Genomic DNA, 23,529 nt, shown 5'->3' on the forward strand with positions numbered 1-23,529 from the left:
TAAGAGAGCGCTCAATGGCCGCGCGCTCGATCTGGAACGGCACGCTCACGTTCGGGCTCGTCAACGTGCCCGTGAAGGTGTTCACGGCGCAGGAGTCCAAGAGCATCCACTTCCACCAGGTCCACCTCAAGGACGAGGCGCGGATCGAGCACCGCAAGGTCTGCCCCAAGGAGGACAAGGAGGTCCCGAGCGACGAGATCGTCAAGGGCTACGAGCTCTCCGACGGCGGGATCGTCGTGCTCACCAAGGAGGAGATCGCGGCCGCCGGGGGCGAGAACGCGAAGCTGATCGACGTCGAGCGCTTCGTACCCGGTGAGCAGATCGACCCGATCTTCTACGAGAAGACCTACTACCTCGGCGCGGGTGACAAGGGCGAGGACGCGTTCCGGCTGCTGCGCAAGGCGCTCGAGGAGACGGGCAAGGTCGCGATCGGCCGCTGGGTCTTCCACGACCGCGAGCGGCTCGTCGCCGTCCGCCCGCACGACGGCGTGCTCGCGATGGAGGTCATGAACTTCCACGACGAGGTCGTCGAGCCGGGCGATCTCGACCTGCCGAGCCCGCAGAAGAACCCGACCGACCGCGAGCTCCAGATGGCGGGCAAGCTGGTCGACAGCCTGCAGGCGAAGTTCGAGCCGCACAAGTACAAGGACACCCACCGCGAGGCCGTCCTGCAGGTGATCGAGCGCAAGCGCAGCGGCGAGGAGATCGAGGTCGAAGAGCCCGAGCCGCAGGAGGAGACCGACGACCTCATGAAGGCGCTGGAGGCCAGCCTTGGCTAGGGCGCTGTGGACCGGTTCGCTCTCGTTCGGGCTCGTCAACGTGCCCGTCCAGCTCGTCAGCGCCGTGCGCGACCTCGATCTGCACTTCCGCCAGATCCACGAGAAAGACGACACGCCGATCGAGACGCACCGCGTCTGCTCGAAGGAGGGCAAGGAGGTCCCCTACGAGGAGATCGGCAACGAGTACGACGGCGTCGTGGTCACCGACGACGAGCTGAGCGCCGCCGACCCGGTGAAGACGCGCACGATCGACATCGAGTCGTTCGTCAAGCTCGACGAGATCGACCCGATCTACTACGACCACCCGTACTACCTCGTCCCCGCCGGCGAGACCGACGGCACCATCCGCGCCTACCGGCTGCTCGCGGGCGTGATGGAGCGCAGCGAGCGCGTGGCGCTCGGCCGCTTCGTCATGCGCACGAAGGAGTACCTGGTCGCGATCCGCGTGCGCGAGAAGGCGCTCACGCTCTCCACGCTGCGCTTCGCCGACGAGGTTCGCGACACCGACGGCGTCCCAGGCTCCGGCGGCCGCACCAAGCCCAAGGAGGTCAAGGAGGCTGTCAAGCTGATCGAGGCGCTCTCCGGCGACTGGGACCCCTCCGAGTACGAGGACGAGTACCGCAAGCGGCTGCAGGCGATCGTCCGCAAGAAGCGCAAGGGCGGCGACATCAAGCTCCCGGAGACCGACCCCGAGCGCATGGAGCCGGTGCCGGACCTGATGGCGGCGCTGGAGAAGTCCCTGGCGCTACACGGGTAGGGCGTCCGCCACGGGGCGCTCGCCCGAGAGCACCCAGTGCCGGCCGGACCGCAGCAGGCGCCCGTCCTGGGCGAGCCGGGTCAGCGCGCCCGAGACCGAAGGCCGGCGCGCGCCCGCGAGGTGGCTGAGGACCTCGTGCGTGAGCGGCAGCTCGAGGTGGATGCCGTCGGGATGGACCTTGCCGTAGCGGTCGGCGAGCTCCCAGAACAGCATCCACAGGCGGACGTCCAGCTTGGGCTGCTGGGCGATCGCCATCGAGGTGACCAGCCGCACGGCCCGTGACATCGCGCGGCCCGCGAGCTCGGCGCCGAGCTGCGGCCAGTGCGCGGCGCGGTGCATCCAGCGCGTGTCCAGCACGGCGATCCGCGTCGGCGCCACGACGCGCCACGTCCACTCGGCGTCGAGCGTCGTCTCCGAGTCGGCCTGCCACGGGCGCAGCAGGTCGCCCGGGCCGAGCAGCTCCGCCGCGTGGCGGCCGCCGACGCCGACGCGTCGCAGCAGCAAGCCGTCGACGACGAGCATGCCGTAGCCGCCGCGGGCACGCTCGATCGTCTCGGGTTCGGCCTCGCGCCACGGGCCCGTGCCGTAGCGCAGGATCGTGGCCCCGGTGGCCTGGCGGGCCTGTGGGCGTTGGTCGGCCGGGACCAGCTCCGCCAGCCCCGCATCCACGTCGAGCACGCTCACCTGGTCGTTCACAGAACACCGGTGATAGCAGGACACATCGCCACAATGCCCGCCGTGCCCAATCCCCGTCTCGGCTACCTGCTGACCGTCCTGTCGGCCACCTGCTCGGCCCTGAACGGCTCGCTCTCGCGGTATCTGCTCGACGAGGGGATGTCTCCCGCGCGGCTCTCGGAGTTCCGCTCGGCCGTGTCCGCGCTGCTGCTGGTCGCCGCGCTCGCCGCCTTTTCCCCCGGCCGGCTGAGGATCGCCCGCCGCGACGTCCCGCAGCTCGCGTGGCTGGGCATCGCCGGCATCGCGCTCGTCCACGCGACCTACTACGCGGCGATCGCCCGGATGGACATCGGCGTGGCGCTCGTCATCCAGTACCTCGCGCCGGCGATGCTGCTGATCTGGGCGGCCGTGGTGCACCGCGTCCACGCGCCCAGGAGCCTGTGGGCGGCGGTCGCGCTGTCGGTCGCGGGCTGCGCACTCGTGGTCGACGCGCCCTCGGGCGCCGGCAACCTCGACGGCGTCGGGGTCGTCTTCGCGCTGTTGGCCGCGGTCACGCTCGCGATCTACCTCACCGCCTCGCAGAAGGCCGGCGAGCGCTACGACGCGTTCACCACGCTCACGTACGGCTTCGGCTTCGCGACCGTGTTCTGGCTCGTGGTGGCGCCCGTCTGGTCGTTCCCGTGGGAGCTGCTGGGCTCGCTCGAGAACCTGGCGGTCGCGCTCGGCGTGGCCACGATCGGCACGCTGATCCCGTTCCTGCTCCTGGTCACGGCGTTGCGGCACCTGCCGGCGGCGAAGGTCGCGGTGGTGGCGACGCTCGAGCCGGTCCTGGCTTCCGTGTTCGCCTGGTTTCTGCTCGACCAGTCGCTGTCGGCGGTCCAGATCGCGGGCGGCGTCGTGGTGCTCGCGGCCGTCACCTGGGTACGGCGCACTCCATGGACGTCCTCATCGCCGGCGGACACGGGCAGATCGCCCGCCGGCTCATCCGAATCCTCGCCCGCAACGGTCACACCGCCCGCGGGCTGATCCGCAACCCCGACCACGTCGCCGACCTCGAGGCCGACGGCGGCCACCCGGTCCTGTGCGACCTCGAGCACGACGACCTGCGCCCGCACATCGGCGGCGCGGAGGCGATCGTCTTCGCGGCCGGCGCCGGCCCCGGCAGTGGCCCGGAGCGCAAGCAGACCGTCGACCTCGGCGCGGCGGTGAAGTGCATCGAGGCCGCCCAGGCGCTCGGCGTCGACCGCTTCGTGATCGTGTCCTCGATCGGCACGCAGGATGCCGAGCACGCCGGACCGATGCGCGCCTACCTGGAGGCCAAGGCCGCCGCCGACGACGCACTGCGCACGAGCGGACTGAGCTGGACGATCGTCAAGCCGGGCATGCTCACCGACGAGCCGGGCAGCGGCACCGTGGACATCGCGACCGCGTTCGGGCGCCGGGACGCCGTCTCCCGCGACAACGTCGCGCTCGTCCTCTACCACGTCCTGCTGGCTGACAACACGATCCGGACGGAGTTCGAGCTCTTCGACGGGCCGACGCCGGCCGACGTCGCGGTGCAATCGCTACAGCGCGGCGACGGCCCGGTTACCGTCTTGTAAATGCGTTCGCCCATCGCCGGAATCGTCGCCGCGGCGTTCCTCTGCTTTGCAGGGACCCCCGCTTCCCAAGCGGCCGTTGACAAGGGGCCCGCCGGGCTCGCCTTCTACACGCCGCCGGAGACGCTGCCCAAGGGCACGCACGGCACGCCGATCTGGGTGCGCGGCCTCACCGGCAAGGCCAAGCTGACGAGCGCGAAGAGCAACCGGCTGCTGCTCTACCTGGGCCAGCAGACGAGCGGGCACGACACCGCGATCTCCGGGACGGTGCACGTCCCGAAGGGCAAGGCGCCCAGGGGTGGCTGGCCCATCGTCACGTGGGCGCACGGCACGATCGGGATCGCGGACGCGTGCGCGCCCTCGCGCGTCGGCATGCCCGCGCAGTACGACCACAAGCTGCTCAACACGTGGCTGAAGGCCGGCTACGCCGTCGTGCGCACGGACTACGAGGGCCTCGGCACGCCCACCACGCACCCGTACCTGATCGGCGTCTCGGAGGGCCGCGCCGTCCTGGACATGGTCCGCGGCGCGCGCAAGCTGGACCGCAGCCTGGGCAAGCGGGTCGTGATCGCCGGCCACTCGCAGGGCGGCCACGCGGCGCTGTGGGCCGGCGCGCTGGCCGGCCGCTGGACGCCCGAGCTCGACGTGCGCGGGACGCTCGCGCTCGCACCCGCCAGCCACCTCGGCGAGCAGGCCGCGCTGCTCGGCGCGCTCACGGCGCCCGGCCCCCTCACGGGCCTCGCGGCGATGATCGTGCGCGGCGTCGACGTCGACCGGCCCGCGCTCAACGCCGCCTCGCTGCTGTCCGACCGCGCCCGCGTGCTGTTCCCGCAGGTGGACGAGGTCTGCCTCAGCGACCTGACGGAGGGCGACTCGTTCGGCGGGCTCGCGCCGTCCGAGCTGCTGCGGCCGGACGGCAACCTCGCCCCGGTGATCGGGGCCCTGAACGAGAACGACCCGGAGACGCTGAAGATCCGCTCCGGCCCGGTGCAGATCGAGCAGGGCACGACGGACACGACCGTGCTGCCGCTGTTCACCAACCAGCTCGTGCCCAAGCTCAAGGCCGGCGGGGCGAACGTGACCTACAAGACCTACACCGGCGTCGATCATGCGGGCGCGGTGCTGAACAGCCGGGCCGCGGCGGACGCGACGAAGTTCGTGCGTTCGCGCCTCAGCAGGTGAGGTCGGATGATCGGGGTGGGGCGGAGGGGATGTCCCTACTTCAAATGCCAGCGGCCTTGCTGACGGCCTTGATGTAGCCGACCGCGGTGGCGGGGCGGTCTTCCGGCTCCTTCTCGAGGGCCCGGTTGATCGCCTTGCCGACCGCGGCCTCCTGGCCGGGGATCTCCGGCGGCGCCTCCTGCAGGTGCGCGAACAGCACGCGCATCGACGGGCGCCCGCCGAACGGCGGCGTGCCCGTGAGGCACTCGTGGATGACGCAGCCGACCGCGTAGATGTCGGTCGCGGCGCTGACGTCCTCCCCGCGGATCTGCTCCGGGGCCATGTAGTCGAGCGAGCCGAGCGCCTGCCCGGGGCGGGTGAGGTTGGACGCCTGCGAGTCCTTGGCCAGCCCGAAGTCCGTCACGTAAGCGCGGTCGCCGTCCAGCAGGATGTTCGCGGGCTTGATGTCCCGGTGGACGAGGCCGGACGCGTGCAGCGCGTCGATGCCCTCGGCGGGACCGGTCAGCAGCCGGATCGTCGTCTCCAGGTCCAGGGTCCCCGCAGCGGCGATCCGCTCCTGCAGCGACCCGCCCGGGATCAGCTCCTGCACGAGGTAGGGCAGCCCGCCCGACTCGCCGGCGTCCAGGACGGGCACAACGTGGGGATGGGAGATCTTCTGGGCGGCGGCGACCTCGCGCTGGAAGCGCCGGACGAAGACCTCGTCCTGGGAGAGCTCGGTGGTGACGACCTTCACCGCGACGGGCTTCCCGCCGTCGGCGACCCCTTCAAAGACGATGCCCATACGGCCGCGCCCGATGGTCCGCGTGATCCGGTAAGGACCGACGGAGTCGCCCGGCCTGGGCTCGAGTGCGATCTCAGGCATACGAGCGCCGCAAGTCTATCGGCTCGACGGCGGGTCCAGCACCGCCACCCGACTTCCGGTCAGCCGTCACTTGCGGTCAGCCCGCGGAGCCGGGACACTAGGCGTCGATCTCGCTATGGACAAGCCAAGGCTCGGTGACTACAGGATCGAGGGGATCGTCGGGGTGGGGCGCATGGGCGTCGTTTATCTTGCGATCGACCGCATCACGGGACGCGCTGTCGCGTTGAAGGTGCTGCGTGAGGATGTCGCCGCCGATCCCGTCTACCGCGCGCGCTTCCGGCGCGAGGGTGAACTGCTGGCCCAGCTCGAGCACCCGCACATCATCCCGATCCACGGGATGGGCGAGGTGGAAGGCGAGCTCTACATCGCCAGCCGGCTCGTCTCGAGCACGCTGCGCAACCTCATCCTGGCCGGTCCACTCTCGATCGATGTGGCGATGAAGGTCCTGGTCTCCGTCGCGAGCGCGCTGGACGCGGCGCACGCCGCGGGCGTCGTCCACCGCGACGTCAAGCCCGCCAACGTCCTGCTCGACCCGGGTCCCGAGGTCTTCCTCGGCGACTTCGGCCTCGCGCGCGACAACGATGGCAGCCAGTTGACCGCCCCGGGGCAGGTCCTCGGCACCATCGACTACATGGCGCCCGAGCTGCTGGACGGCGAGCGCGTCGGCGCCGCGACCGACATCTACGGGCTCGCCTGTCTCGCCTGCGAGACGCTGACCGGTACCGTCCCCTACGTGCGCGAAACTGACGCCGCCACCATGTACGCCCACATCGTCGAGCCGCCGCCCAGCGTCAGCGAGCGCCGTCCGGAGCTGCCGCGCACGCTCGACGCCGTGCTCGCCGCGGGCATGGCCAAGGACCCGGAGGACCGCCCGGCGTCGGCGGGCACCCTCGTCATCGACATGCTCGGCGCGCTCGGGCGCCCGGCCCCGGCGTGTCTGGCCGCATAAGGAAGTGATGCACTGACGCGGCCGGATCAGCAGGCAACAGCCGTCGGGGGGGAAGCGCTAAACGGGCGCTATGAGATCGTGGCACCCATCTCCAGTGGGGCGATGGGTGCGGTTTACCGTGCCACGGACCGGGAGACCGGGGCCGACGTCGCCGTCAAGCGCCTGCTGGACGTCCGCCACGCCGCCCGCTTCGAGATCGAGGCGCGGCTGCTGGCGAGCCTGAGCCACCCGCGCGTGGTCAAGGTGCTCGACCACTCCAGCGACGACCAGGGCCTGTACATCGTCATGGATCTCGTCCACGGCGTGGACCTGGGCGCGATCCTCAAGCGCAGCGGCAACCCGGGCCTGTCGTACGGCGACGCGATCGAGTACGTGCGCCACGGCTGCGAGGCGCTGTCCTACGTGCACTCGCAGCAGATCGTCCACCGCGACGTCAAGCCGCAGAACATGATCCACGGCGAGGACGGCGTCGTCCTGGTCGACTTCGGCGTGGCGCGCGCGCTGGGCGGCGACGAGGATCAGGGCACGATCGCGGTCGGCACCCCGCGCTACATGGCGCCCGAGGTGTTCGCGGGCGGCACCGTCAGCGCGGCGTCGGACATCTTCAGCCTGGCGGCGACCCTGTGGACGCTGCTGATCGGCACGCCGCCGCGCTACGGCGACGTGCTCAAGCTCGACAAGCTCGCGCCGGGCCTGCCGCCCGAGCTACACACCGCACTGTCGGGCGGGCTCGAGATGCTGCCCGAGCAGCGGATCCCGTCGGCGGGCGCGTTCGCGGAGGCGATCGGCGTGCCGCTTACGGGCGACCGGGGCCACTCGCTGGCCCAGTCGCTCGGCCGGCCGACGACGCGCCGCAAGGTCATGGAGGCGATCGTCCGCACCGCCGCCGGCATGTTCGAGGCCGCCGCGTGCTCGATCGCGCTCACCGACCCGTCGAACGGCGAGCTGGTCTACGAGGCGGCGTGGGGGGCGGGCGCGAGCGAGGTCGTCGGCATGCGGCTCCCGCCGGGGGTCGGCATCGCGGGCGCGGTCGTGGCGAGCGGGGACGGCGTGTTCGTGCCCGAGTGCCGCAAGGACCCGCGCTTCGCCCGCCAGGTCGCGGCCGGCACGGGCTACGTGCCGTACACGATGGTCGTCGCGCCGCTCGTGCGCGAGGGCAAGACGATCGGCGTCCTCTCCGTGCTGGACCGCCGCGACGGCGGCCCGTACCTGCGCGAGGACCTCGGCAAGGTCGCGCTGTTCGCCGACCTCGCCGTCGTCGCGCTCGACCTGGACACGTTCCCGCTCAGCAGCTCGGGCGGCCGCACCCTATTGGCGTGAGGCGCAGCCCTTCCGCCCCACCCCGATCATCCGACCTAACGTGACTTGATCGACGCGGCGATCTCCTTCGCCGCGTCCAGCCGCTCGCCCCGGGTGGCGTTGACGGTGATCGCGATCCCGCCCCAGGCGGGATCGTTGAGCAGGAGGTCCGAGCAGTTGCGGTTCTCGCACTCGGGCGTGCCGAAGTTCTTGACGGTCGCCAGCTCGGATTCCTCCGCCTGCGTCTCCAACGGCTTGCGCTCCCCCGTCTCGAACGTCCCCGGGTTCGCCTGCTCGTTGGGCGTGTGGAAGATCCGGATGACGGTCTGCCCGTCGGTGAGCACGTGCACCCGAAGGTCGCCGCCGCCGGACCGGTCGAGCTCGAACGAGCGCGGGGCGCGGCCCTCCCAGCCCGGGCCGGTGATGCGCCGGAACGCATCCGCCGTGGGCTCCGCGCTGGCCTCGGCGGTGGCCGTCGGCGTCGGCTTGGGCCGGGCCGGCTCCTCTTCGTCGCGTGTCAGCAGCAGCACCGCCGCCACGATCAGCAGCACGAGGAGCAACAGCAGCAACAGCAGCAACAGCAGGATGATCAGCTTCTTCTTGTTGCGCGGCGGCTTGGGGCCGATGTGGCGGCCGCACGACGGGCAGAAGTCCGCGCCCTTCTCGACCTCTGCGAAGCAGTGCGGGCACTGCTCCATCTGCGGCGGCAGCACGGCGGTCGGCGCCTGGTCGCGCGCCTCCGGGCGCAGCTTGTCGGCGAAGCGCGTCGGGACGTCGAAGCTGCTGTCGTAGCGCTTGACGCGCACGTTGCGCGGCACGTCCGTGTCGATCCAGAGCGTGACGGCGTCGGCCTGGACGTCGACTTCCGCCACGCCGCCCGGCCGCTTGCGCGGGACGAACTGGACCTGGACCTCCGTCCGGCCCCAGACGATCACGGCCCGGTCCTGCAGCACGAGCGCCGCGCCGGGCTCCCACTTGCCGAGCCACAGCTCCAGCGGGACGAACATCTCGCCGCTGTCGTAGCGGCCGACATGCGAGGCGAGGTCGGGCGCGAAGTACTCGAGCGCCTCGTCCACGTCCTGCGCGAAGCGCGGATCGGCGACCGCCGCACGCGTCCGATCGGCCGTCTCGTAGAGCGTCTGCGTCTGGTCTTGGCCCGTGGTCATGGCGGTGAGGGCGCAGCCTACCTGGACGCACGGTACTTGCCGCGGAAGTCCAACGGCGGTTAGCGTTGCACCACATTGAGTCTTGACACGCATTACGACGCGATCGTCGTCGGCTCGGGGTTCGGCGGGTCGGTGACGGCCTTCCGGCTGGCCGAGGCCGGCAAGCGCGTCCTGATCCTCGAACGCGGCCGCCCGTACCCGCCCGGCTCGTTCACCCGCAGCCCATACCGCGCGCGCGAGAGCTTCTGGGATCCGCCGCGCGGGCTGGTCGGCATGTACCACTACTGGTCCTTTCGAGGGATCGACGCGCTGGTCTCGGCCGGGCTCGGCGGCGGCTCGCTGATCTACGCCAACGTCTTCATCCGCAAGGACGAGCGCTGGTTCGTGCAGGAGGACCTGGACCGCGGCGGCTACGAGTACTGGCCTGTCAACCGCGGCGACCTCGACCCGCACTACGACCGGGTCGAGCACATGGTCGGGCTGCAGGAGTTCCCGGTCGACCACGAGCCGTACGCGTCGACGCCGAAGACGATCGCGTTCAAAGAGGCGGCGACCGAGCTCGGGCTGCGCCACTTCCACCCCAAGCTGGCGGTGACGTTCGCCAACGAGGGGCGCGACCCGGTGCCGGGCGAGGCGATCGTGGAGAAGATCCCGAACCTGCACGGCCGCACGCGCACCACCTGCCAGATGTCGGGCGAGTGCGATGTCGGGTGCAACTTCGGCTCCAAGAACACCCTCGACTACAACTACCTCACGCACGCCGCCCACCACGGGGCGGAGATCCGCACTTTGGCCGATGTGCGCCGCTTCGAGCCGCGTGAGAATGGCGGCTATGTGGTGCATTACGCGGACCTCGACGCCGGCGCGCCCGAGGCGCCGCCGACGGTGCGGGTGACCTGCGACCACCTGATCCTGAGCGCCGGCACGCTGGGTACGACGAACCTGCTGTTGCGCAACCGCGCCGTCCTGCCCGGGCTCTCGAGCCGGATCGGCACGCGCTTCTGCGGAAACGGGGACCTGTTGACGCTGATCCTCAACACGAGCCGCGTCACGGACGGCAAGCGCGAGTCACGGATCGTCGACCCGGGCTACGGGCCGGTCATCACGACGACCGCGCACATCCCGGGCGCCGAGGACGGCGGCACGGGCCGTGGCTTCTACCTGCAGGACGCCGGCTACCCGCAGCACCTCGCGTGGATCCTCCACATCCTCAGCGCGCCGGTGCAGCTGTGGCGCTGGCGCGCGGGCGCGACGCACCTGGTCAAGAACTGGCTCAAGGGCTCGCCCGACACCGACGTCACCGCCCACATCGCCGACCTGATGCTGCCCAGTGAGCTGTCCGCGGGCGGGCTCCCGCTGCTGAGCATGGGCCGCGACATCCCGGACGGGCGCATGTACCTCAAGAACGGCCGCCTGGACCTGGACTGGAACCGGCGCGCCTCCGAGGAGTACTTCGCGCGCGTGCGCGGCGTCTCGCGGGACATGGCGCGCGTGCTCGGCGGGCGCTTCGCCGACAATCCGCTCTGGTTCCTGCGGCGCGTGATCACGGTGCACCCGCTGGGCGGCGCGCCGATGGGACGCACCCGCGAGGAGGGCGTGGTCGACGCGTACGGGAACGTCTTCGGGCATCCTGGATTGCACATCGCGGACGGCTCCGTCATGCCCGGCCCCACCGGCCCCAACCCCAGCTTCACGATCGCGGCGCTGGCAGACCGCTTCGCCGACCAGATCATCGATCCCGACAGACGCGTCGCGGAGGCGGCGGCCAGATGAGCTCAAGCGTGCGCTTCACCGAGGAGATGCTCGGTCACATCACCTTCGGCGAGACCGACTTCGCCCGCGGAGCCCGGCCGGACGGCGAAGGCGCGGCCGCCTTCATGTTCCACCTCACGATCGAGGTGGCCGACGTGAATCACTTCGGGAACGATCCCCTGAGAGCCGCGGACGCTCGTGGCTGGGTGCATTGCGATGCACTGGGCGGCCAACTTCCCGTCGTCAACGGTTGGTTCAACCTGTTCGTCGACCAGGACGGGAAGCCGGGCGTCAAGCACATGCTCTATCGGCTGTGGTTCTACGACGGCGTCGGGCACCCGCTGACGATGATCGGGCACAAGGTGGTCGCGAACGACGGCGGCTTCGACCTGTGGAAGGACACCACCACGCTCTTCACCCGCGTCCTGCGCGGGCACGTGCCCGAGGGCGCCGACGAGAGCGCGGAGATCGTCGGGTCCGGGATCATCATCATCCGGATGCGTGACTTCGCCAAGCAGCTCACCACGTTCCGCGCCTCGGGCCCCGGCCTCGGCGCCCAGCTCGGTGCGCTCGTGAAGTTCGGCGTCATCTTCGTCCAGCAGCTGGCTCAGGTGTACCTACGCAGGGGGTCTCGCAAGCGTGTCGCCGCGCAAGGCTAAGCGCCTCAAGGCCGCCGAGGCGGCCAGAACCAAGTCCAGCGGCCGGACCCACGTCCTCGGCATCCTCGCCGGCGGCGCGGTGATCACGGTCTTCGGCGCGGAGCTGACCCGCGTCTGGCGGCTCGGGACGCTTCCGCGCTCGCGCCAGATCACGTCCGAGGACGACCGCCGCTCCAGGCCGGTCGAGGCCGTGATGACGCTGCGCGAGGGCTACGCCGTCTCGCGCACGCGCGAGAACGCCCTGTTCAACATGCTCGCGTCCTTCACCGTCGCGTTCGGCATCACGCGCGCGATCACGTGGACGATCCGCGAGAAGGGCGGCTTCGGCCCGATCAAGGACGTCGTGGTCGGCGACACGCACATCCACCATTTCCTACCGGGCGGCATCCTGGCGCTGGCCGCCGGCGGCGTCGCGATCGGCACCAAGGGTGAGCACCTGGACAAGTACCTCGCGTTCCCGTTCGGCGTCGGCGTGGCGCTGGTCCTCGACGAGTCCGCGCTGCTGCTCGAGCTCGACGACGTCTACTGGACCGAGGAGGGCGTGCTGAGCATCCAGATCGCGTTCGCCGCGATCGCGCTGCTGTCCGCGCTCGCCTACCTGATCCGGATGATCCGGCACTCGGAGGCGCAGGACACCGAGTCCGACTGGGAGCTCGCGGCCAAGGCCTGGGACGACCTCCAGATGAGCTCTGGAGGCGTCCCGGGAATCGGACTTTGAAGGCAGGACATCCGCTCCGCCCCACCCCGATCATCCGACCTTAAGTCACCCGTCTGACGCGTCGACGAGGCGCGGGCCGTAGGCCGGCGGGGCGATCAGGAAGGCGACGCCGAAGCCGGCCATGATGCCGACCATCAGGGCGCCCACCCACAGGGTGGGGTCCCAGCCGATGCCCTTGTCGAGGGCCAGGATCCCGTAGTAGGAGATCCACAGCACGGCGGCGGCGATCGGGCCCGCCGTGCGGATGCCGCCGAGCGTGAGCCGGTCCTTGCCCGACCGGCTTTGTACGACGTCGATCGCCAGGCCCGCGAGCACGAGCGGGATGACCAGGACCCAGTCGCGGTACTCGGTCATGATGCTCGCGAGCAGGCCGTATCCGGTGAACACCAGCGTCATGGCGCCGAACGGGACACGCCACCGGCGCAGCATCAGCAGCGCCGGGCCGAGCAGGATCAGCGTCGTGATGATCATCGACGCGATGCCGTGTGAGGCCGCGTAGTAGTAGAACGGCCACTGGTCGTCGCCGTAGCCGGTCAGGCCGGCGTTCAGCGAGACGGTCTGGTCGTCGAAGTCGTCCTTGAACTGCGCCTGGTAGTCGGCGACGAAGTCGCTGGTCGGCGTGACGTTGGTCATGAACGCCGACAGGTACATCGTGATGAAGCCCGAGACGCCGATGAACAGCGTCGCGGAGATCAGCACGGGCAGGAAGCCCTTGAGGTCGGGCGTGATGTCGGCCTTGGCCCACATCGAGCGGATGCCGGTGGAGCTCACGAGCAGGCCGCCGAAGAACAGCAGCAGGTGCGGCGGGGAGTAGATCGCGTCCACGCCGACCTCGAAGCCGTAGGCGGCGTGCCAGATGAAGTCGGTCGGGCCGCCGAGGGCGAGCGTGAGCAGGCCGAGGATGGCGACGCCGTAGCCGACAGGGATCGCCTTCAGGTCCGGGATCAGCGACTTGCGGGGGTCAGCGCCGGCCGCGAGCTGGTACTTGGTCACGAGCAGGCCGATCCAGACGCCGATCGCGGTCATGCCGGCGTACAGGAACAGATGCGGGAGCGACCAGAAGGACTCCTGGCCGGTCTCGTTGTTGTGGCCGCGCCCGTCGAAGAACATGGCGATGATCGGCCAGACGGTGAGGGAGGCCGTGATGAGGTCCTCCTTGTAGGTGGTGACGGGGCGCTCACCTCGCGCCGCCGCGGGGGCGCTGCGCGCCATCTGGGTCAGACCCGACATCCCTTTTCCTTTCTCAGACGACCGCGGTCGCGGTCCGCTCCTCGTCAGCCAACTGGTCCGACTCGAAGTCGGCGTCCGGCAGATACTTCTCCAACCACTTGGGCACCCACCAGTTCCAGTCGCCCATCAGCTCCATCGTCGCCGGCACCAGGACGAGCCGGACGAGCGTCGCGTCCAGCGCGATCGCCACCGCCAGCCCGAGCCCGATCTCCTTCACCTGCGGGACGCCGGTGGTGGCGAAGATGCCGAAGACGACGACCATGATCACGGCCGCGCTGGTGATCACCTTCGCGCTGCCCTGCAGGCCTTCGGCGACGGCGCGGCGGTTGTCGCCCGTCGCCAGGTAGCGCTCGCGGATGCGCGAGAGCAGGAACACCTCGTAGTCCATGCTCAGCCCGAACACGATCGCGAGCAGCAGCGGCGGCGTGACGACGTTGACGTAGCCGCGCGCTTCGTACCCGGTCCAGTCGAACCAGCCGTACTGGAAGAACATGACGAGCACGCCATAGGCGGCCGCGACCGTCAGCAGGTTCATCAGCACGGCCTTCAGCGGCAGGATGACGCTGCGCAGGACCAGCAGCAGCACGAGGTAGCTGCAGATCATCACGAACAGGAAGATCTTCCACAGGTTCGCGGCGACGAGGTCGTTGAAGTCCTCCTGCTGGCCGGTGTAGCCGCCGATCTGGACGCTGCCCACGGTGCTCGGGCCGCCCTCGGCGCGCAGGCGGTCCAGCAGCGCCGTGGTCGACGGCGCCTCCGGGTCCTCGCGCGGCACGACCTTGTAGAGGACGGCGCGGTTGTCGGAGGAGAGGATCGGCCCCTCGACGCGGGTCACGCCTTCCGTGCCTTTGAGCTGCTCCGCGTAGGCGAGCAGCGCGTCCTCCCTGCCGGTGAGCTCGGAGCGGCTGTCGACGACGACCAGCAGCGGCGCGGACTCGCCCGCCGGGATCTGCTGCGCGGCGAGCTCGAAGCCGACGCGTGTCTCGTGCCCCTCGGGGAACTGGCGCAGCGCGCCGTTGCCGAAGTCGAGTGAGAGCGCGGGGATGGCGAGCGCGAGCAGGATCGCCGCGGCGCCGACCGCGCTCAGCGTGCTGCGCTTCATCACCGCCGCGGTCCAGCGCCGCCAGAACTGGCGGGACGGCCGCTGCCCGAACAACAAGCCGGTGACGCTGACGATCTTCCCGCGGCCTTCCACGCGCGGGCCCGCCCACGCGATCAGCGCGGGCAGCAGCGTGACGGCGGCGAGGACCGACAGCGCGACGACCGTGATCGCGCCGATCGCGAGCGAGCGCATCGCGGTCGAGTCGAGCAGGAACAGCCCGGCGAGGCTGACGATCACGGTGACGCCGGAGAAGACGACGGTCGCGCCGGAGGTGCGCATGGCGATGTCGAGCGCCTGCGCCTGATCGTGGCCCGCCGCGACCTCCTCGCGGTAGCGGCTGAGCACGAACAGGCTGTAGTCCACGGCCACGCCGATGCCCAGCATCGACGTGATGTTGGTGACGAACACCGACATCGTGAGCGCGAGGCTGAGCAGGTAGATGATCGCGCCGGTCACGACCACGGCGGCGACGGCGAGCGCGGCTGGGAGCAGCGCGGCGAGCACGGTGCCGAAGACCGCGAGCAGGACGATCAGGATCGCGGGGAAGCCGGTCAGCTCCGCGTGCTCGAGGTCCTCCTGCTGGAGCTGCTGCATGCCGGCCCACAGCGCCTGCTGGCCGACGACGTAGTGCTGGACGCCGTCTTCGACCTCGTCCACCTTCAGCTCGGCGCGCAGGTCCTTGGCGGCCTGCAGGATGTCGTCGGCGACGCCGTCGACCACGAGCGGGAGGACGATCACGTCCCGCGTGGCGGCGGCCTGCTTGGCCGTGGCCGCCACCTGGGGGTCGACTTCGGCGTGTTCGATCGGCTTGGCGACCGCGACGACGCGGTCGACGGCGGCGGCCAGGTCGCCTTCGCCCTTGTCCTCGAGCACGATGCCGAGGCCTTCGCCCTGCTCGTGGTGGAAGCGGCTGAGCGCTCGGTCGACCTCCGAGGAGCCGGAACCGGGGACGTCGAAGCCGCCGCTCGTGAGGTTGCTCGTCTGCTGCGCCATCAGCGGCACCGCCGCGACCACCAGCACCAGCCATCCCAGCGCGACGAGCTTCCGGCGTGTCCGCACGAACGCTGAGAGTCGGTTCATGGCGGTCTGCAACAGAGCGCGAGCATAACCGCGCCCGATACCGGTGCGCTAGCCGTTCGACGAGATGTGCCGCGCGACGAGCGTGGCCGCGGCGGGCGCTCCCCGGACGAAGCCGAAGAACGGGCCGAAGTCCGCGGTCGCGGTGAAGCCGGGCAGGTAGAGACCGGGCCGCGCGACGGACTGCATGTGCTCGTCCAGCCCGGGCGTCGCGAGCGGCGGCAGGTACGGGACGCGGGCGAGATCGGCCTGGTAGCCCGTCGCGAGCACGATTCGGTCAGGGCGCAGACGTGTGTCATCACTTAGGCGGACCTCGCCATTGAGTGCGACGACGTCCGCTTCGGCGTGCACGTGCACGGCCTGGATGCGCGGCGCGAGCCAGGGTTCGAGCGTGAGCCGGCCGACCTCCCAGAAACGCCGCGCGATCGCCGCCTGCTCGGTCGCGGGCAGCCGGCGCCAGTAGCCCGGGACGTCGAGCGTCGCTTGCACGTGCTCGTTCACGAAGTCCCAGCTGGTCGGGGCAAAGCGCGGCTGCGGGTGGCGGTGCACGACGTCCACCCGGGCCGCGCTGTGCTCGAGCAGCAGCGCCGCGGTCTCGTAGGCGGACTGGCGGCCGCCGACGATCAGGTACTCGGCGCCCGCCGCGTCGCCGAAGTCGACGTAGTCGCAGGTGTGGACCTCGTCCGTCGCCCACTCGGGGCGGTGCTGGAAGTACGCGACGCCCGGTGCGGCGACGACGATCCCGTCTGGCAGCTCGGTGATCTCCTCCGCGATAGGCTCGATGCCGGCCTGGTCCTGGAACCACTGCGCGTAGTCGAGGAACAGCCCGACCGGGATCGGGTCCGGCGGGTCGGGGCAGAACGCGCGGAACGTCAGCTCGCCCGCCGGGTCCATGTGCCAGTCGGGCCCGCTGCGCAGCAGCATCCCGTCCGGCATGTGGTCGCGCCAGAACCCCATCGGCTTGCCGTAGACGGTCGCTGAGATCCCGCGGTCGCGCAGCGCCTTCGCCGTCGCCAACCCGTACGGGCCTGCACCGATGACAACGACCTCGCTCACCTAAAGCAACCTAAAGGGGTCAGACCCGTTAATGTTTCTTTAGGTACGCAGGAGGATGGCTTCGCCCTGGCCGCCGCCGCCGCACAGGGTCGCGACGCCGAGCCCTCCTCCGCGCCGGCGCAGCTCGTACGCGAGCGTGAGGATGAGGCGTAGGCCCGAGCCCGCGAGCGGATGGCCGAGGGCGACCGCGCCGCCGTTCACGTTCACCGTGTCCAGGTCGAGCTCGAGCGCGTCGGCGGAGGCGAGCACGACGCCCGCGAACGCCTCGTTGATCTCCCACAGCGCGATGTCCGCCGGCGCGAGCCCGAAGCGCGCGAGCAGCTTCGTGCTCGCTTCGGCCGGGCGCAGGTGCAGCGTCGAGTCCGGGCCCGCGACGACCGCGCGGCCGACGACCTCGGCCAGGAACTCCGGCGCGCGGTCGGCGGTGGTGATCACGGCCGCCGCGGCGCCGTCGGACACCTGCGAAGCGTTGCCCGCCGTGATCGTGCCGTCCGGCGTGAACGCGGGCTTGAGCGCCGCGAGCGCCTCATAGCTCGTCTCGCGCACGCCCTCGTCGCGCTCGAGCTCGGCGAGCGGCGCGATCTCCTCCGCGAGCCGCTCACGCCCGGCCAGCGCCTTGGCGTGCGAAGCCTCCGCGAACCGGTCCTGCGCCTCGCGCGTGACGCCGAGCCGCGCGTTCTCGGCGTCGGACATGCCGCCCATGCCCTCGTCCGCGATCGAGCAGTAGAGCCCGTCGTGGACCATCACGTCGACCATCGCCGCGTCGCCCATCTTCACCTGCGGCCGCATCCGCACCGCGTGCGGTGCGCGGGTCATCGAGTCCAAGCCACCCGCCAGCACGGTCGTCGCCTCGCCCGAGCGCAGCATCGACGCCGCCAGCGCCACCGCGCTCATCGACGCCAGGCACACGTCGTTGAGGGTGATGCCGGGCACGGTCCGCTCCACGCCGCCCAGCAGCGCCGCCCGGCGCCCCGGGTTCTGCCCGTTCGCGGCCTGCAGCACGTTCCCGACCGCGACGTAGTCCGGCTTCAGGTCCGTGCGGGCGAGCGCCGCCCGCACGGCGTGCGCCCCGAGCTCCACCGCGTCCACCTTCGCGAGTGCACCGTTGAACTTTCCGATCGGCGTACGCGCTCCCGCCGCAATCACCACGCGCTCCATCACCGCGGATATGGTCGCAGCATGAAGCGGCTCCTGATCCTGACCTGGCTGATGCTGTTCTCCCGCCGCGAGCCCGTCTCGCGCACCCCGGCGGAGGTGGGCCTGGACTTCGAGCCCGTCTCGTTCCCGGCCACCGACGGCGTGGACATCAAGGGCTGGTTCGTGCCGGCGAAGGGCGAGGGACCCAAGCCCGCGATCGTGTTCGTGCACGGCTGGATGTGGAACCGGCTGGGCAACGTGGCGGGCAAGGCGCCGATCGACGACCGCGACGTGGACTTCCTGCCCGCCACCAAGGCCCTCGTGGACGCGGGCTACAGCGTGCTGATGTACGACATCCGCGGCCACGGGGAGAGCGCGCGGGGCCGGAGCCTGCTGTCGTTCGGGCCGGTCGAGAAGCGCGACTTCGTCGGCGCGGTCAACTACCTGCGCACCCGCGCCGACGTCGACGGCGAGCGGATCGGCTCGATCGGCATCTCCATGGGCGGGACGATCGCGCTCTACGGCGCACCCGAGTGCCAGCCGGTCAAGGCCGTGCTCGCCGTGCAGCCGGCCAAGGTGACGACCTTCAACTACAACTTCGCGCTCGACCAGTGGGGCCCGCTCGGTCCGGCGATCGTCGCCCCGATCGAGCTCATCTACCGGATCGCGCGCACGCCGCCGCCGAGCGTGCAGGACCCGGGCGAGCCGGCCAAGCGGCTGGACGGGACCGTCGTCAGGTACGTGCAGGGCACGGGCGACCGCTGGGGCACGATGGTCGACGTGCTGCGGTTCGCGGAGGGCACGCCGACCCTCGACGGGCCGGTCGTGCACTACCCCTCCAGCGGCCGCTACGACGGCTACCGCTACGTGTCCGCGGAGACCGACGACATCGTCGACTTCTTCCGGCGCAACCTCTGAAGAAGTCCACGATAAGTGGCTTAGGATGATCTAGATAATGCTGTGCGGACGTTTACCCGTCACTCCAAATACAGCATTATCTCGATTACGATAATCTTCCTAATGTCGTGCTTGAGCCGTTTGACTTTCCAGCTATCGAACGGTTCGTCAACCGCGAGACAGACTTAGCGCGCCTGGAAGAGTGGTGGAACGGCGACGATCCGAATGCGCTTGCACTCTTCGGTCGCCGTCGGGTCGGTAAGTCGTGGTTGTTTCGCCGCCTGGCGCATGGCAAGCCGGCGATCGTGTTGGTCGCAGAGCGGCGTGACACCCGTCCGCAGCTTCAGCGCCTGGCTGAACGCCTGTCTCCGGCGCTCGGATTCCGGCCGGACATCCCGGACCTGTCGTCCTTGTTCGAGGTGCTCTACCGGCTGGCCGCCGATGAGCGGCGCTTGGTCGTCATCGACGAGTTTCCATGGTTGCTCCCGAGCGGCGGCGCGGCGCAGCGGGAAGCGCTGACGAGCATCCAGGCGGTGATGGAGGAACGCGATGCCTCGCAGTTGCGGCTGGTGTTGTGTGGCTCCTACATCGGGCAGATGGAAAGCCTGCTTTCGGAGAGCAGCCCCCTGCGAGGCCGGTTGACGCCGCTGCGAATCCGGCCGCTGCGGTTCGACGGCGCCCGCCGGTTCATGCCTGACGCGCTCGACGTTCGCGAGCAGGTGGAACGGTACGCCGTTGCGGGCGGAATGGCGATGTACCTGGACGAACTCGCTCGCGGCGAGTCACTGGCCGCGCAGGTCCAGCGAGCGGTGCTCTCGGATCGCGGGAAGCTGTTCGACGACCCGCGCGAAGTGCTGGAAGAGGAACTGCGTGCCCCGGGTGTCTACTTCTCCCTGCTGGAGGAGCTCGCGTTCCGGCGCCGCTCGCTCGGTGAACTCGCGGCCGCGCTCAATCGCGACAGTGGGACACTGGGCCCTTACCTGAACCGGTTGAGCGAAATGGAGATCATCCGTGGCATATCCCAAGTCGTCGGCGGCAGCGAACGCGACCGACGCTGGGAGTGCCAGGATCCGTTCCTGCGGTTCTGGTTCAGATTCGTGTTCGGCATGCAGGACGACCTGGGCGCCGGACTCGAGCCGGCGGACTATTGGGACGGCGCGATCGCGCCAGAGCTCGCCGACCATGCCGCGCCGGTGTTCGAGGACCTCTGCCGCGAGTGGGTGCGCAAGACGCACGGCCGCGTCGCCCCGCGAGTCGGCTCCTGGTGGGGACCAGCTCGGCATGACCTGCGCCGTACCCACGAGCGAGAAACCGACGAGATCGACATCGTCGGCGTCGCACGCAACCAGGTCACGCTCATCGGCGAGTGCAAATGGACGGCCAAGCCGCTCGACGGCGGCGTGCTCCGCGACCTGGACGACTACAAGCTCCCTGCACTGCGTCAGTCGAAGGCCAAGGTCGCCAAGCAGCCGCGGATCCTGCTGTTCTCGCGCAGCGGCTTTGAGCGCAGGCTCGTGGAGGATGCCGCCGAGCGGGGCGACGTCGAGCTCGTCGACGCCACCCAGGTCTGCGAGGACCTCGCGAGCGACTAGGCGCCGGGTTTAGGCATCTGCGAGCGCAGCATCGCGTCGAAGGCCGCGTCGGGCAGGACCTTGCGCGTGGCCATGAACATGTGCGCGGACGGCGCGACGCGGTAGCGCGCCTTCGGCTTGTCGGTCGAGAGCGCCTTGAGCACCGTCTCCCCCACGGCCTCGGCGCTGCACGCCAGCATGCCGAGCGCGCCGGTGGTGTAGCTGGAGGTGACCTCGGCCACGCCGTCGTTGAAGCTCGCGTACGGCCCGTCCTCCTGCACGCGCCGGCCGACCGCGGTCTTGCCCAGCGGCGTCTTGACGAAGCCCGGCTCGATCAGCACGGTCTTGATCCCGAACGGCCGCGTCTCGTAGCGCAGCGCGTCGCTGATCGCCTCCAGCGCGTGCTTGGTGCCGCAGTAGTAGCCCGTGCCCGGCCAGGTGAACTTCCCGTTCATCGAGCCGACGGTGATGATGTGGCCGCGGCGGCGCTCACGCATCTGCGGGAGCACGAGCTGCGCGAGCCGCACCGGCCCGAAGACGTTGGTCTCGAACAGCGCCCGCACGCGGTCCATCGGCACCGACTCGATCGCGCCGACCTCCTGGATGCCCGCGTTGTTGACGAGCGCGTCGATGCCCTCGCTCACGGCCTCCACGGCGGCGACCATCGAGTCCTCGCTGGTGACGTCGAGCGCCAGCGTCTTGCAGCCCTTGGCCTCCAGGTCGGCGATCGACTCGGTCCGGCGCGCCGTCGCGTACACGTTGTAGCCCTTGGCGGCGAGCACTTCGGCGGTCGCCCGCCCGATGCCCGAGGAGCATCCGGTGATCAGCACGGTCTGGCTCATGCGGCAGTCACAACCTCTTCCTGCTTCGTCGGTGCGGACTCGAAGTCCATGTCGGGGAGCCGGCGATCCAGCCACTTGGGGATCCACCAGTTCAAGTCGCCCATCAGCTGCATCGTCGTCGGGACCAGCACGAGCCGCACGATCGTCGCGTCGAGCGCGATCGCCACCGCCAGCCCGACGCCGATCTCCTTGACCTGCGGCACACCCGTGCCGGCGAAGATCGCGAACACCGCGACCATGATCAGCGCCGCGCTCGAGATCGTCTTCGCGCTCGCCGCCAGGCCCTGGGAGACCGCCTGCTGCGTGTCGCCGGTCGCGTGGAAGCGCTCCTTGATGCGCGAGAGCATGAACACCTCGTAGTCCATGCTCAGCCCGAACACGACCGCGAGCAGCAGCGCGGGCGTGATCGCCTGCACGTAGCCGAGCGACTCGAAGCCGGTGACGGAGTCGAACCAGCCCCACTGGAAGACCATCACGAGCACGCCGTACGCCGCCGCGACCGAGAGCGCGTTCATCAGCACGGCCTTGATCGGCAGCACGACGCTGCGCAGCACCACGAGCAGCACGAGGAAGCTCAGCACCACCACGAACAGCGCCACCTTCCACAGCGAGCCGGAGATCACCGCCGTGTCGTCCTGGTTCTGCGCGGTGGCGCCGCCGATGTGCATGGGCACCGGCGGGTTCAGCGCCCGCAGCCGGTCGACGAGCGCGACCGTCGCGTCGCTCTCCGGCGACTCCTGTGGCGTGACGACGACCAGCGTCTTGGTCCCGTCGCGCGAGCGCTGCGGCGGGGAGACCTGCGCCACGCCGGGCAGCGACTGGATGTCCGAGCGCACGTAGTCGTCGACCTGGTTGCCCTCGAACACGAGCTGCACCGGGCCGAGCGAGCCCGGCCCGTACTGCACCGCCGCGATGTCGAACCCGACCCGGGTCTCGAAGTCCTCCGGGAACATGGCGATCGCCGCGGTGTTGGTCTTCATCACCAACGCCGGCGAGGCGATCAGCAGCATCACCGCGGTGGCGGCGAGCGCGAACGGCAGCGGGCGGCGCATCAGCAGCGCCGTCCAGCGCTCCCAGAAGCCCGGGCCGGGCTTCGGCTCGCGCTTGACCCGCAGCCGCCCGATCAGCCTGCCCGGCCGCGCGACGCGGTGCCCGAGCGCCGCGATGAGCGCCGGCAGCAGCGTGATCGCGGCCATCACGGCGATGCCGACGACGACGATCGCGCCCACGGCCATCGACTGCACGACCTTCGCGTCGATCAGGAACAGCCCGGCCAGCGCGACGATGACGGTCACGCCGGAGAACGCGACCGCCATGCCCGAGGTGCGCAGCGCGACCTCCCGCGCCTCGGACGGCTCGAGCCCGTTCCCGAGCTCCTCCCGGTAGCGGGCGAGAATGAACAGCGAGTAGTCCACCGCCACGCCGATGCCGAGCATCGAGGCCATGTTGGTCACGAACGTCGACATCCCGTAGACCTGCGAGAGGAAGAAGACGATCGCGCCGGTCACGACCACCGACGCGATGCCGAGCGCCAGCGGCAGCGCCGCCGCGGCCAGCGAACCGAACACGAACAGCAGGATCAGCAACACGATCGGCAGGCCGACGATCTCCGCCTGCTCGAGGTCCTCCTTGGACAGCTCCTGGATGCCCGCCCACAGCGCGCTCTGCCCGAGCAGGAAGACGGCGAGGTCATCGCCCTCCTCGCCGGTGTGCAGGTTCTCGCGCATCGTGGCGGCGGCGTCGACGGCCTCGTCGCGGTCGCCCTCGACCACGAGCGGCATGACCACCACGGGTTCGGTGGACGCGCGCGCGGCGGCGGCCGCCTCGGGGTTCAGGCGCACCGCCTCGACGTCCTCGAAGCCCTCCCGCTCGACGCGATCGACCGCCGCGGCGAGCTTGGCCGGATCGCGGTCCCGGTTGTCGAAGAGCACCGACAGCGACTCGGCCGACGTGCCCTCGAACTCGCTCCCGAGCGCGTCCGCGACGAGCTGCGAGCCCGACCCCTGCGTCTCGAAGCCACCGCCCGTCAGGTTCTCCGTCTGGCGGCCCGCGAACGGCACCGACGCGACGACGATGACGAGCCAGACGATGAGGACGAGGCGACGCCGGCGAGCGACGAAGCGCTCGAGCCGGTCCATGACAGCTTGCATAGCGCACTTCTAACGGCCATGGACAGCGCTTGCAATCTGGTGCGTGGCGCGGATACAACACGCACTCTGAC

General features: G+C 70.3%; 21 protein-coding genes. 12 read left to right on the forward strand and 9 right to left on the reverse strand.

Annotated features, from left to right (window positions below; all coding sequences use genetic code 11):
* Positions 1 to 14: 14 nt before the first annotated feature.
* Positions 15 to 779, forward strand: a complete 765-nt coding sequence (ku, locus tag OJ962_RS17325) for a non-homologous end joining protein Ku (RefSeq protein ID WP_202956609.1) — start codon at positions 15 to 17, stop codon at positions 777 to 779.
* The gene (ku, locus tag OJ962_RS17330) at positions 772 to 1,536 is read left to right on the forward strand and encodes a non-homologous end joining protein Ku (protein ID WP_202956608.1); all 765 of its coding nucleotides are present in this window, start codon (positions 772 to 774) and stop codon (positions 1,534 to 1,536) included. Before ku (OJ962_RS17325) ends, ku (OJ962_RS17330) begins: the two co-directional genes overlap by 8 nt.
* Here the strand turns inward: ku (OJ962_RS17330) and OJ962_RS17335 are convergent.
* Positions 1,525 to 2,232, reverse strand: a complete 708-nt coding sequence (locus OJ962_RS17335) for a helix-turn-helix domain-containing protein (protein ID WP_202956607.1) — start codon at positions 2,230 to 2,232, stop codon at positions 1,525 to 1,527. The two genes, ku (OJ962_RS17330) and OJ962_RS17335, sit on opposite strands and share 12 nt — an antisense overlap.
* Positions 2,233 to 2,274: 42 nt before the next feature.
* Here OJ962_RS17335 and OJ962_RS17340 point away from each other — a divergent pair, with 42 nt between their 5' ends.
* From OJ962_RS17340 to OJ962_RS17350, 3 genes are read left to right on the forward strand one after another with little or no spacing between them, the layout of a single operon-like run.
* Positions 2,275 to 3,237 carry an EamA family transporter gene (locus OJ962_RS17340; protein WP_202956606.1) on the forward strand — a complete coding sequence of 321 codons (963 nt, stop codon included), beginning with the start codon at positions 2,275 to 2,277 and terminating at the stop codon, positions 3,235 to 3,237.
* Entirely contained in the window at positions 3,147 to 3,812 is a 666-nt protein-coding gene (locus OJ962_RS17345; protein WP_202956605.1) for an SDR family oxidoreductase, read from the forward strand. The genes OJ962_RS17340 and OJ962_RS17345 overlap by 91 nt, the downstream gene beginning before the upstream one ends.
* Entirely contained in the window at positions 3,813 to 4,991 is a 1,179-nt protein-coding gene (locus OJ962_RS17350; protein ID WP_202956604.1) for an alpha/beta fold hydrolase, read from the forward strand. It begins immediately after the preceding gene.
* A gap of 40 nt (positions 4,992 to 5,031) precedes the next feature.
* On the opposite strand, the gene OJ962_RS17355 is transcribed toward OJ962_RS17350, so the two are convergent.
* Positions 5,032 to 5,853 (reverse strand): serine/threonine-protein kinase, encoded by an 822-nt coding sequence (locus tag OJ962_RS17355; RefSeq protein ID WP_202956603.1) that lies wholly within the window; start codon positions 5,851 to 5,853, stop codon positions 5,032 to 5,034.
* 115 nt (positions 5,854 to 5,968) lie between these two features.
* Here OJ962_RS17355 and OJ962_RS17360 point away from each other — a divergent pair, with 115 nt between their 5' ends.
* A complete protein-coding gene (locus OJ962_RS17360; protein WP_202956602.1) occupies positions 5,969 to 6,802 on the forward strand; it encodes a serine/threonine-protein kinase in 834 nt (277 codons plus the stop codon).
* Positions 6,803 to 6,880: 78 nt separating this feature from the next.
* Complete coding sequence (locus tag OJ962_RS17365) at positions 6,881 to 8,122, forward strand: protein kinase domain-containing protein (RefSeq protein WP_270006496.1); 1,242 nt, start codon at positions 6,881 to 6,883, stop codon at positions 8,120 to 8,122.
* Between the two features lie 35 nt (positions 8,123 to 8,157).
* Here OJ962_RS17365 and OJ962_RS17370 read toward each other — a convergent pair whose 3' ends face one another.
* A complete protein-coding gene (locus OJ962_RS17370) occupies positions 8,158 to 9,267 on the reverse strand; it encodes a zinc ribbon domain-containing protein (protein ID WP_202956600.1) in 1,110 nt (369 codons plus the stop codon).
* A gap of 75 nt (positions 9,268 to 9,342) precedes the next feature.
* Between OJ962_RS17370 and OJ962_RS17375 the strand changes: the two genes are divergently transcribed.
* Genes OJ962_RS17375 through OJ962_RS17385 form a run of 3 tightly spaced genes read left to right on the forward strand, consistent with a single transcriptional unit; the run spans position 9,343 to position 12,396 of the window.
* Positions 9,343 to 11,040 carry a GMC oxidoreductase gene (locus tag OJ962_RS17375; protein WP_202956599.1) on the forward strand — a complete coding sequence of 566 codons (1,698 nt, stop codon included), beginning with the start codon at positions 9,343 to 9,345 and terminating at the stop codon, positions 11,038 to 11,040.
* A complete protein-coding gene (locus OJ962_RS17380; protein WP_202956598.1) occupies positions 11,037 to 11,678 on the forward strand; it encodes a hypothetical protein in 642 nt (213 codons plus the stop codon). Before OJ962_RS17375 ends, OJ962_RS17380 begins: the two co-directional genes overlap by 4 nt.
* Complete coding sequence (locus OJ962_RS17385) at positions 11,659 to 12,396, forward strand: hypothetical protein (RefSeq protein WP_202956597.1); 738 nt, start codon at positions 11,659 to 11,661, stop codon at positions 12,394 to 12,396. Before OJ962_RS17380 ends, OJ962_RS17385 begins: the two co-directional genes overlap by 20 nt.
* Positions 12,397 to 12,441: 45 nt before the next feature.
* Here the strand turns inward: OJ962_RS17385 and OJ962_RS17390 are convergent, their stop codons facing one another.
* From OJ962_RS17390 to OJ962_RS17405, 4 genes are read right to left on the reverse strand one after another with little or no spacing between them, the layout of a single operon-like run.
* Positions 12,442 to 13,626 carry a hypothetical protein gene (locus tag OJ962_RS17390; protein WP_270006497.1) on the reverse strand — a complete coding sequence of 395 codons (1,185 nt, stop codon included), beginning with the start codon at positions 13,624 to 13,626 and terminating at the stop codon, positions 12,442 to 12,444.
* Between the two features lie 13 nt (positions 13,627 to 13,639).
* A complete protein-coding gene (locus OJ962_RS17395) occupies positions 13,640 to 15,808 on the reverse strand; it encodes an MMPL family transporter (protein ID WP_202956595.1) in 2,169 nt (722 codons plus the stop codon).
* Between the two features lie 48 nt (positions 15,809 to 15,856).
* Complete coding sequence (locus OJ962_RS17400) at positions 15,857 to 16,861, reverse strand: NAD(P)/FAD-dependent oxidoreductase (RefSeq protein ID WP_202956594.1); 1,005 nt, start codon at positions 16,859 to 16,861, stop codon at positions 15,857 to 15,859.
* A 39-nt stretch (positions 16,862 to 16,900) separates the two neighbouring features.
* Positions 16,901 to 18,019: an acetyl-CoA C-acyltransferase gene (locus OJ962_RS17405; protein WP_202956593.1), complete on the reverse strand. Its 1,119-nt coding sequence runs from the start codon at positions 18,017 to 18,019 to the stop codon at positions 16,901 to 16,903.
* A 21-nt stretch (positions 18,020 to 18,040) separates the two neighbouring features.
* On the opposite strand from OJ962_RS17405, the gene OJ962_RS17410 reads away from it, so the two are divergent.
* On the forward strand, positions 18,041 to 18,916 hold the full coding sequence (locus OJ962_RS17410; protein ID WP_202956592.1) for an alpha/beta hydrolase: 876 nt from the start codon (positions 18,041 to 18,043) through the stop codon (positions 18,914 to 18,916).
* Between the two features lie 107 nt (positions 18,917 to 19,023).
* Complete coding sequence (locus OJ962_RS17415) at positions 19,024 to 20,487, forward strand: ATP-binding protein (protein WP_202956591.1); 1,464 nt, start codon at positions 19,024 to 19,026, stop codon at positions 20,485 to 20,487.
* On the opposite strand, the gene OJ962_RS17420 is transcribed toward OJ962_RS17415, so the two are convergent.
* Both OJ962_RS17420 and OJ962_RS17425 read right to left on the reverse strand, forming a co-directional pair.
* A complete protein-coding gene (locus OJ962_RS17420) occupies positions 20,484 to 21,308 on the reverse strand; it encodes an SDR family NAD(P)-dependent oxidoreductase (RefSeq protein WP_202956590.1) in 825 nt (274 codons plus the stop codon). The genes OJ962_RS17415 and OJ962_RS17420 overlap by 4 nt on opposite strands.
* Positions 21,305 to 23,458, reverse strand: coding sequence for an MMPL family transporter (locus tag OJ962_RS17425; RefSeq protein WP_202956589.1), 2,154 nt, complete (start codon positions 23,456 to 23,458; stop codon positions 21,305 to 21,307). Before OJ962_RS17425 ends, OJ962_RS17420 begins: the two co-directional genes overlap by 4 nt.
* Positions 23,459 to 23,529 lie beyond the last annotated feature (71 nt).

The sequence above is a fragment of the Solirubrobacter deserti genome (assembly GCF_027587175.1).
Lineage (GTDB): Bacteria > Actinomycetota > Thermoleophilia > Solirubrobacterales > Solirubrobacteraceae > Solirubrobacter > Solirubrobacter deserti.

Coding starts and splice junctions, on each gene's coding strand:
- OJ962_RS17355 (WP_202956603.1), bottom strand. CDS start 5,853: ATGCCTGAGATCGCACTCGAGCCCAGGCCGGGCGACTCCGTCGGTCCT.
- OJ962_RS17345 (WP_202956605.1), top strand. CDS start 3,147: ATGGACGTCCTCATCGCCGGCGGACACGGGCAGATCGCCCGCCGGCTC.
- OJ962_RS17360 (WP_202956602.1), top strand. CDS start 5,969: ATGGACAAGCCAAGGCTCGGTGACTACAGGATCGAGGGGATCGTCGGG.
- ku (WP_202956609.1), top strand. CDS start 15: ATGGCCGCGCGCTCGATCTGGAACGGCACGCTCACGTTCGGGCTCGTC.
- OJ962_RS17405 (WP_202956593.1), bottom strand. CDS start 18,019: ATGGAGCGCGTGGTGATTGCGGCGGGAGCGCGTACGCCGATCGGAAAG.
- OJ962_RS17425 (WP_202956589.1), bottom strand. CDS start 23,458: ATGCAAGCTGTCATGGACCGGCTCGAGCGCTTCGTCGCTCGCCGGCGT.
- OJ962_RS17370 (WP_202956600.1), bottom strand. CDS start 9,267: ATGACCACGGGCCAAGACCAGACGCAGACGCTCTACGAGACGGCCGAT.
- OJ962_RS17410 (WP_202956592.1), top strand. CDS start 18,041: ATGAAGCGGCTCCTGATCCTGACCTGGCTGATGCTGTTCTCCCGCCGC.
- OJ962_RS17395 (WP_202956595.1), bottom strand. CDS start 15,808: ATGAACCGACTCTCAGCGTTCGTGCGGACACGCCGGAAGCTCGTCGCG.
- OJ962_RS17390 (WP_270006497.1), bottom strand. CDS start 13,626: ATGTCGGGTCTGACCCAGATGGCGCGCAGCGCCCCCGCGGCGGCGCGA.
- OJ962_RS17420 (WP_202956590.1), bottom strand. CDS start 21,308: ATGAGCCAGACCGTGCTGATCACCGGATGCTCCTCGGGCATCGGGCGG.
- OJ962_RS17380 (WP_202956598.1), top strand. CDS start 11,037: ATGAGCTCAAGCGTGCGCTTCACCGAGGAGATGCTCGGTCACATCACC.
- OJ962_RS17350 (WP_202956604.1), top strand. CDS start 3,813: ATGCGTTCGCCCATCGCCGGAATCGTCGCCGCGGCGTTCCTCTGCTTT.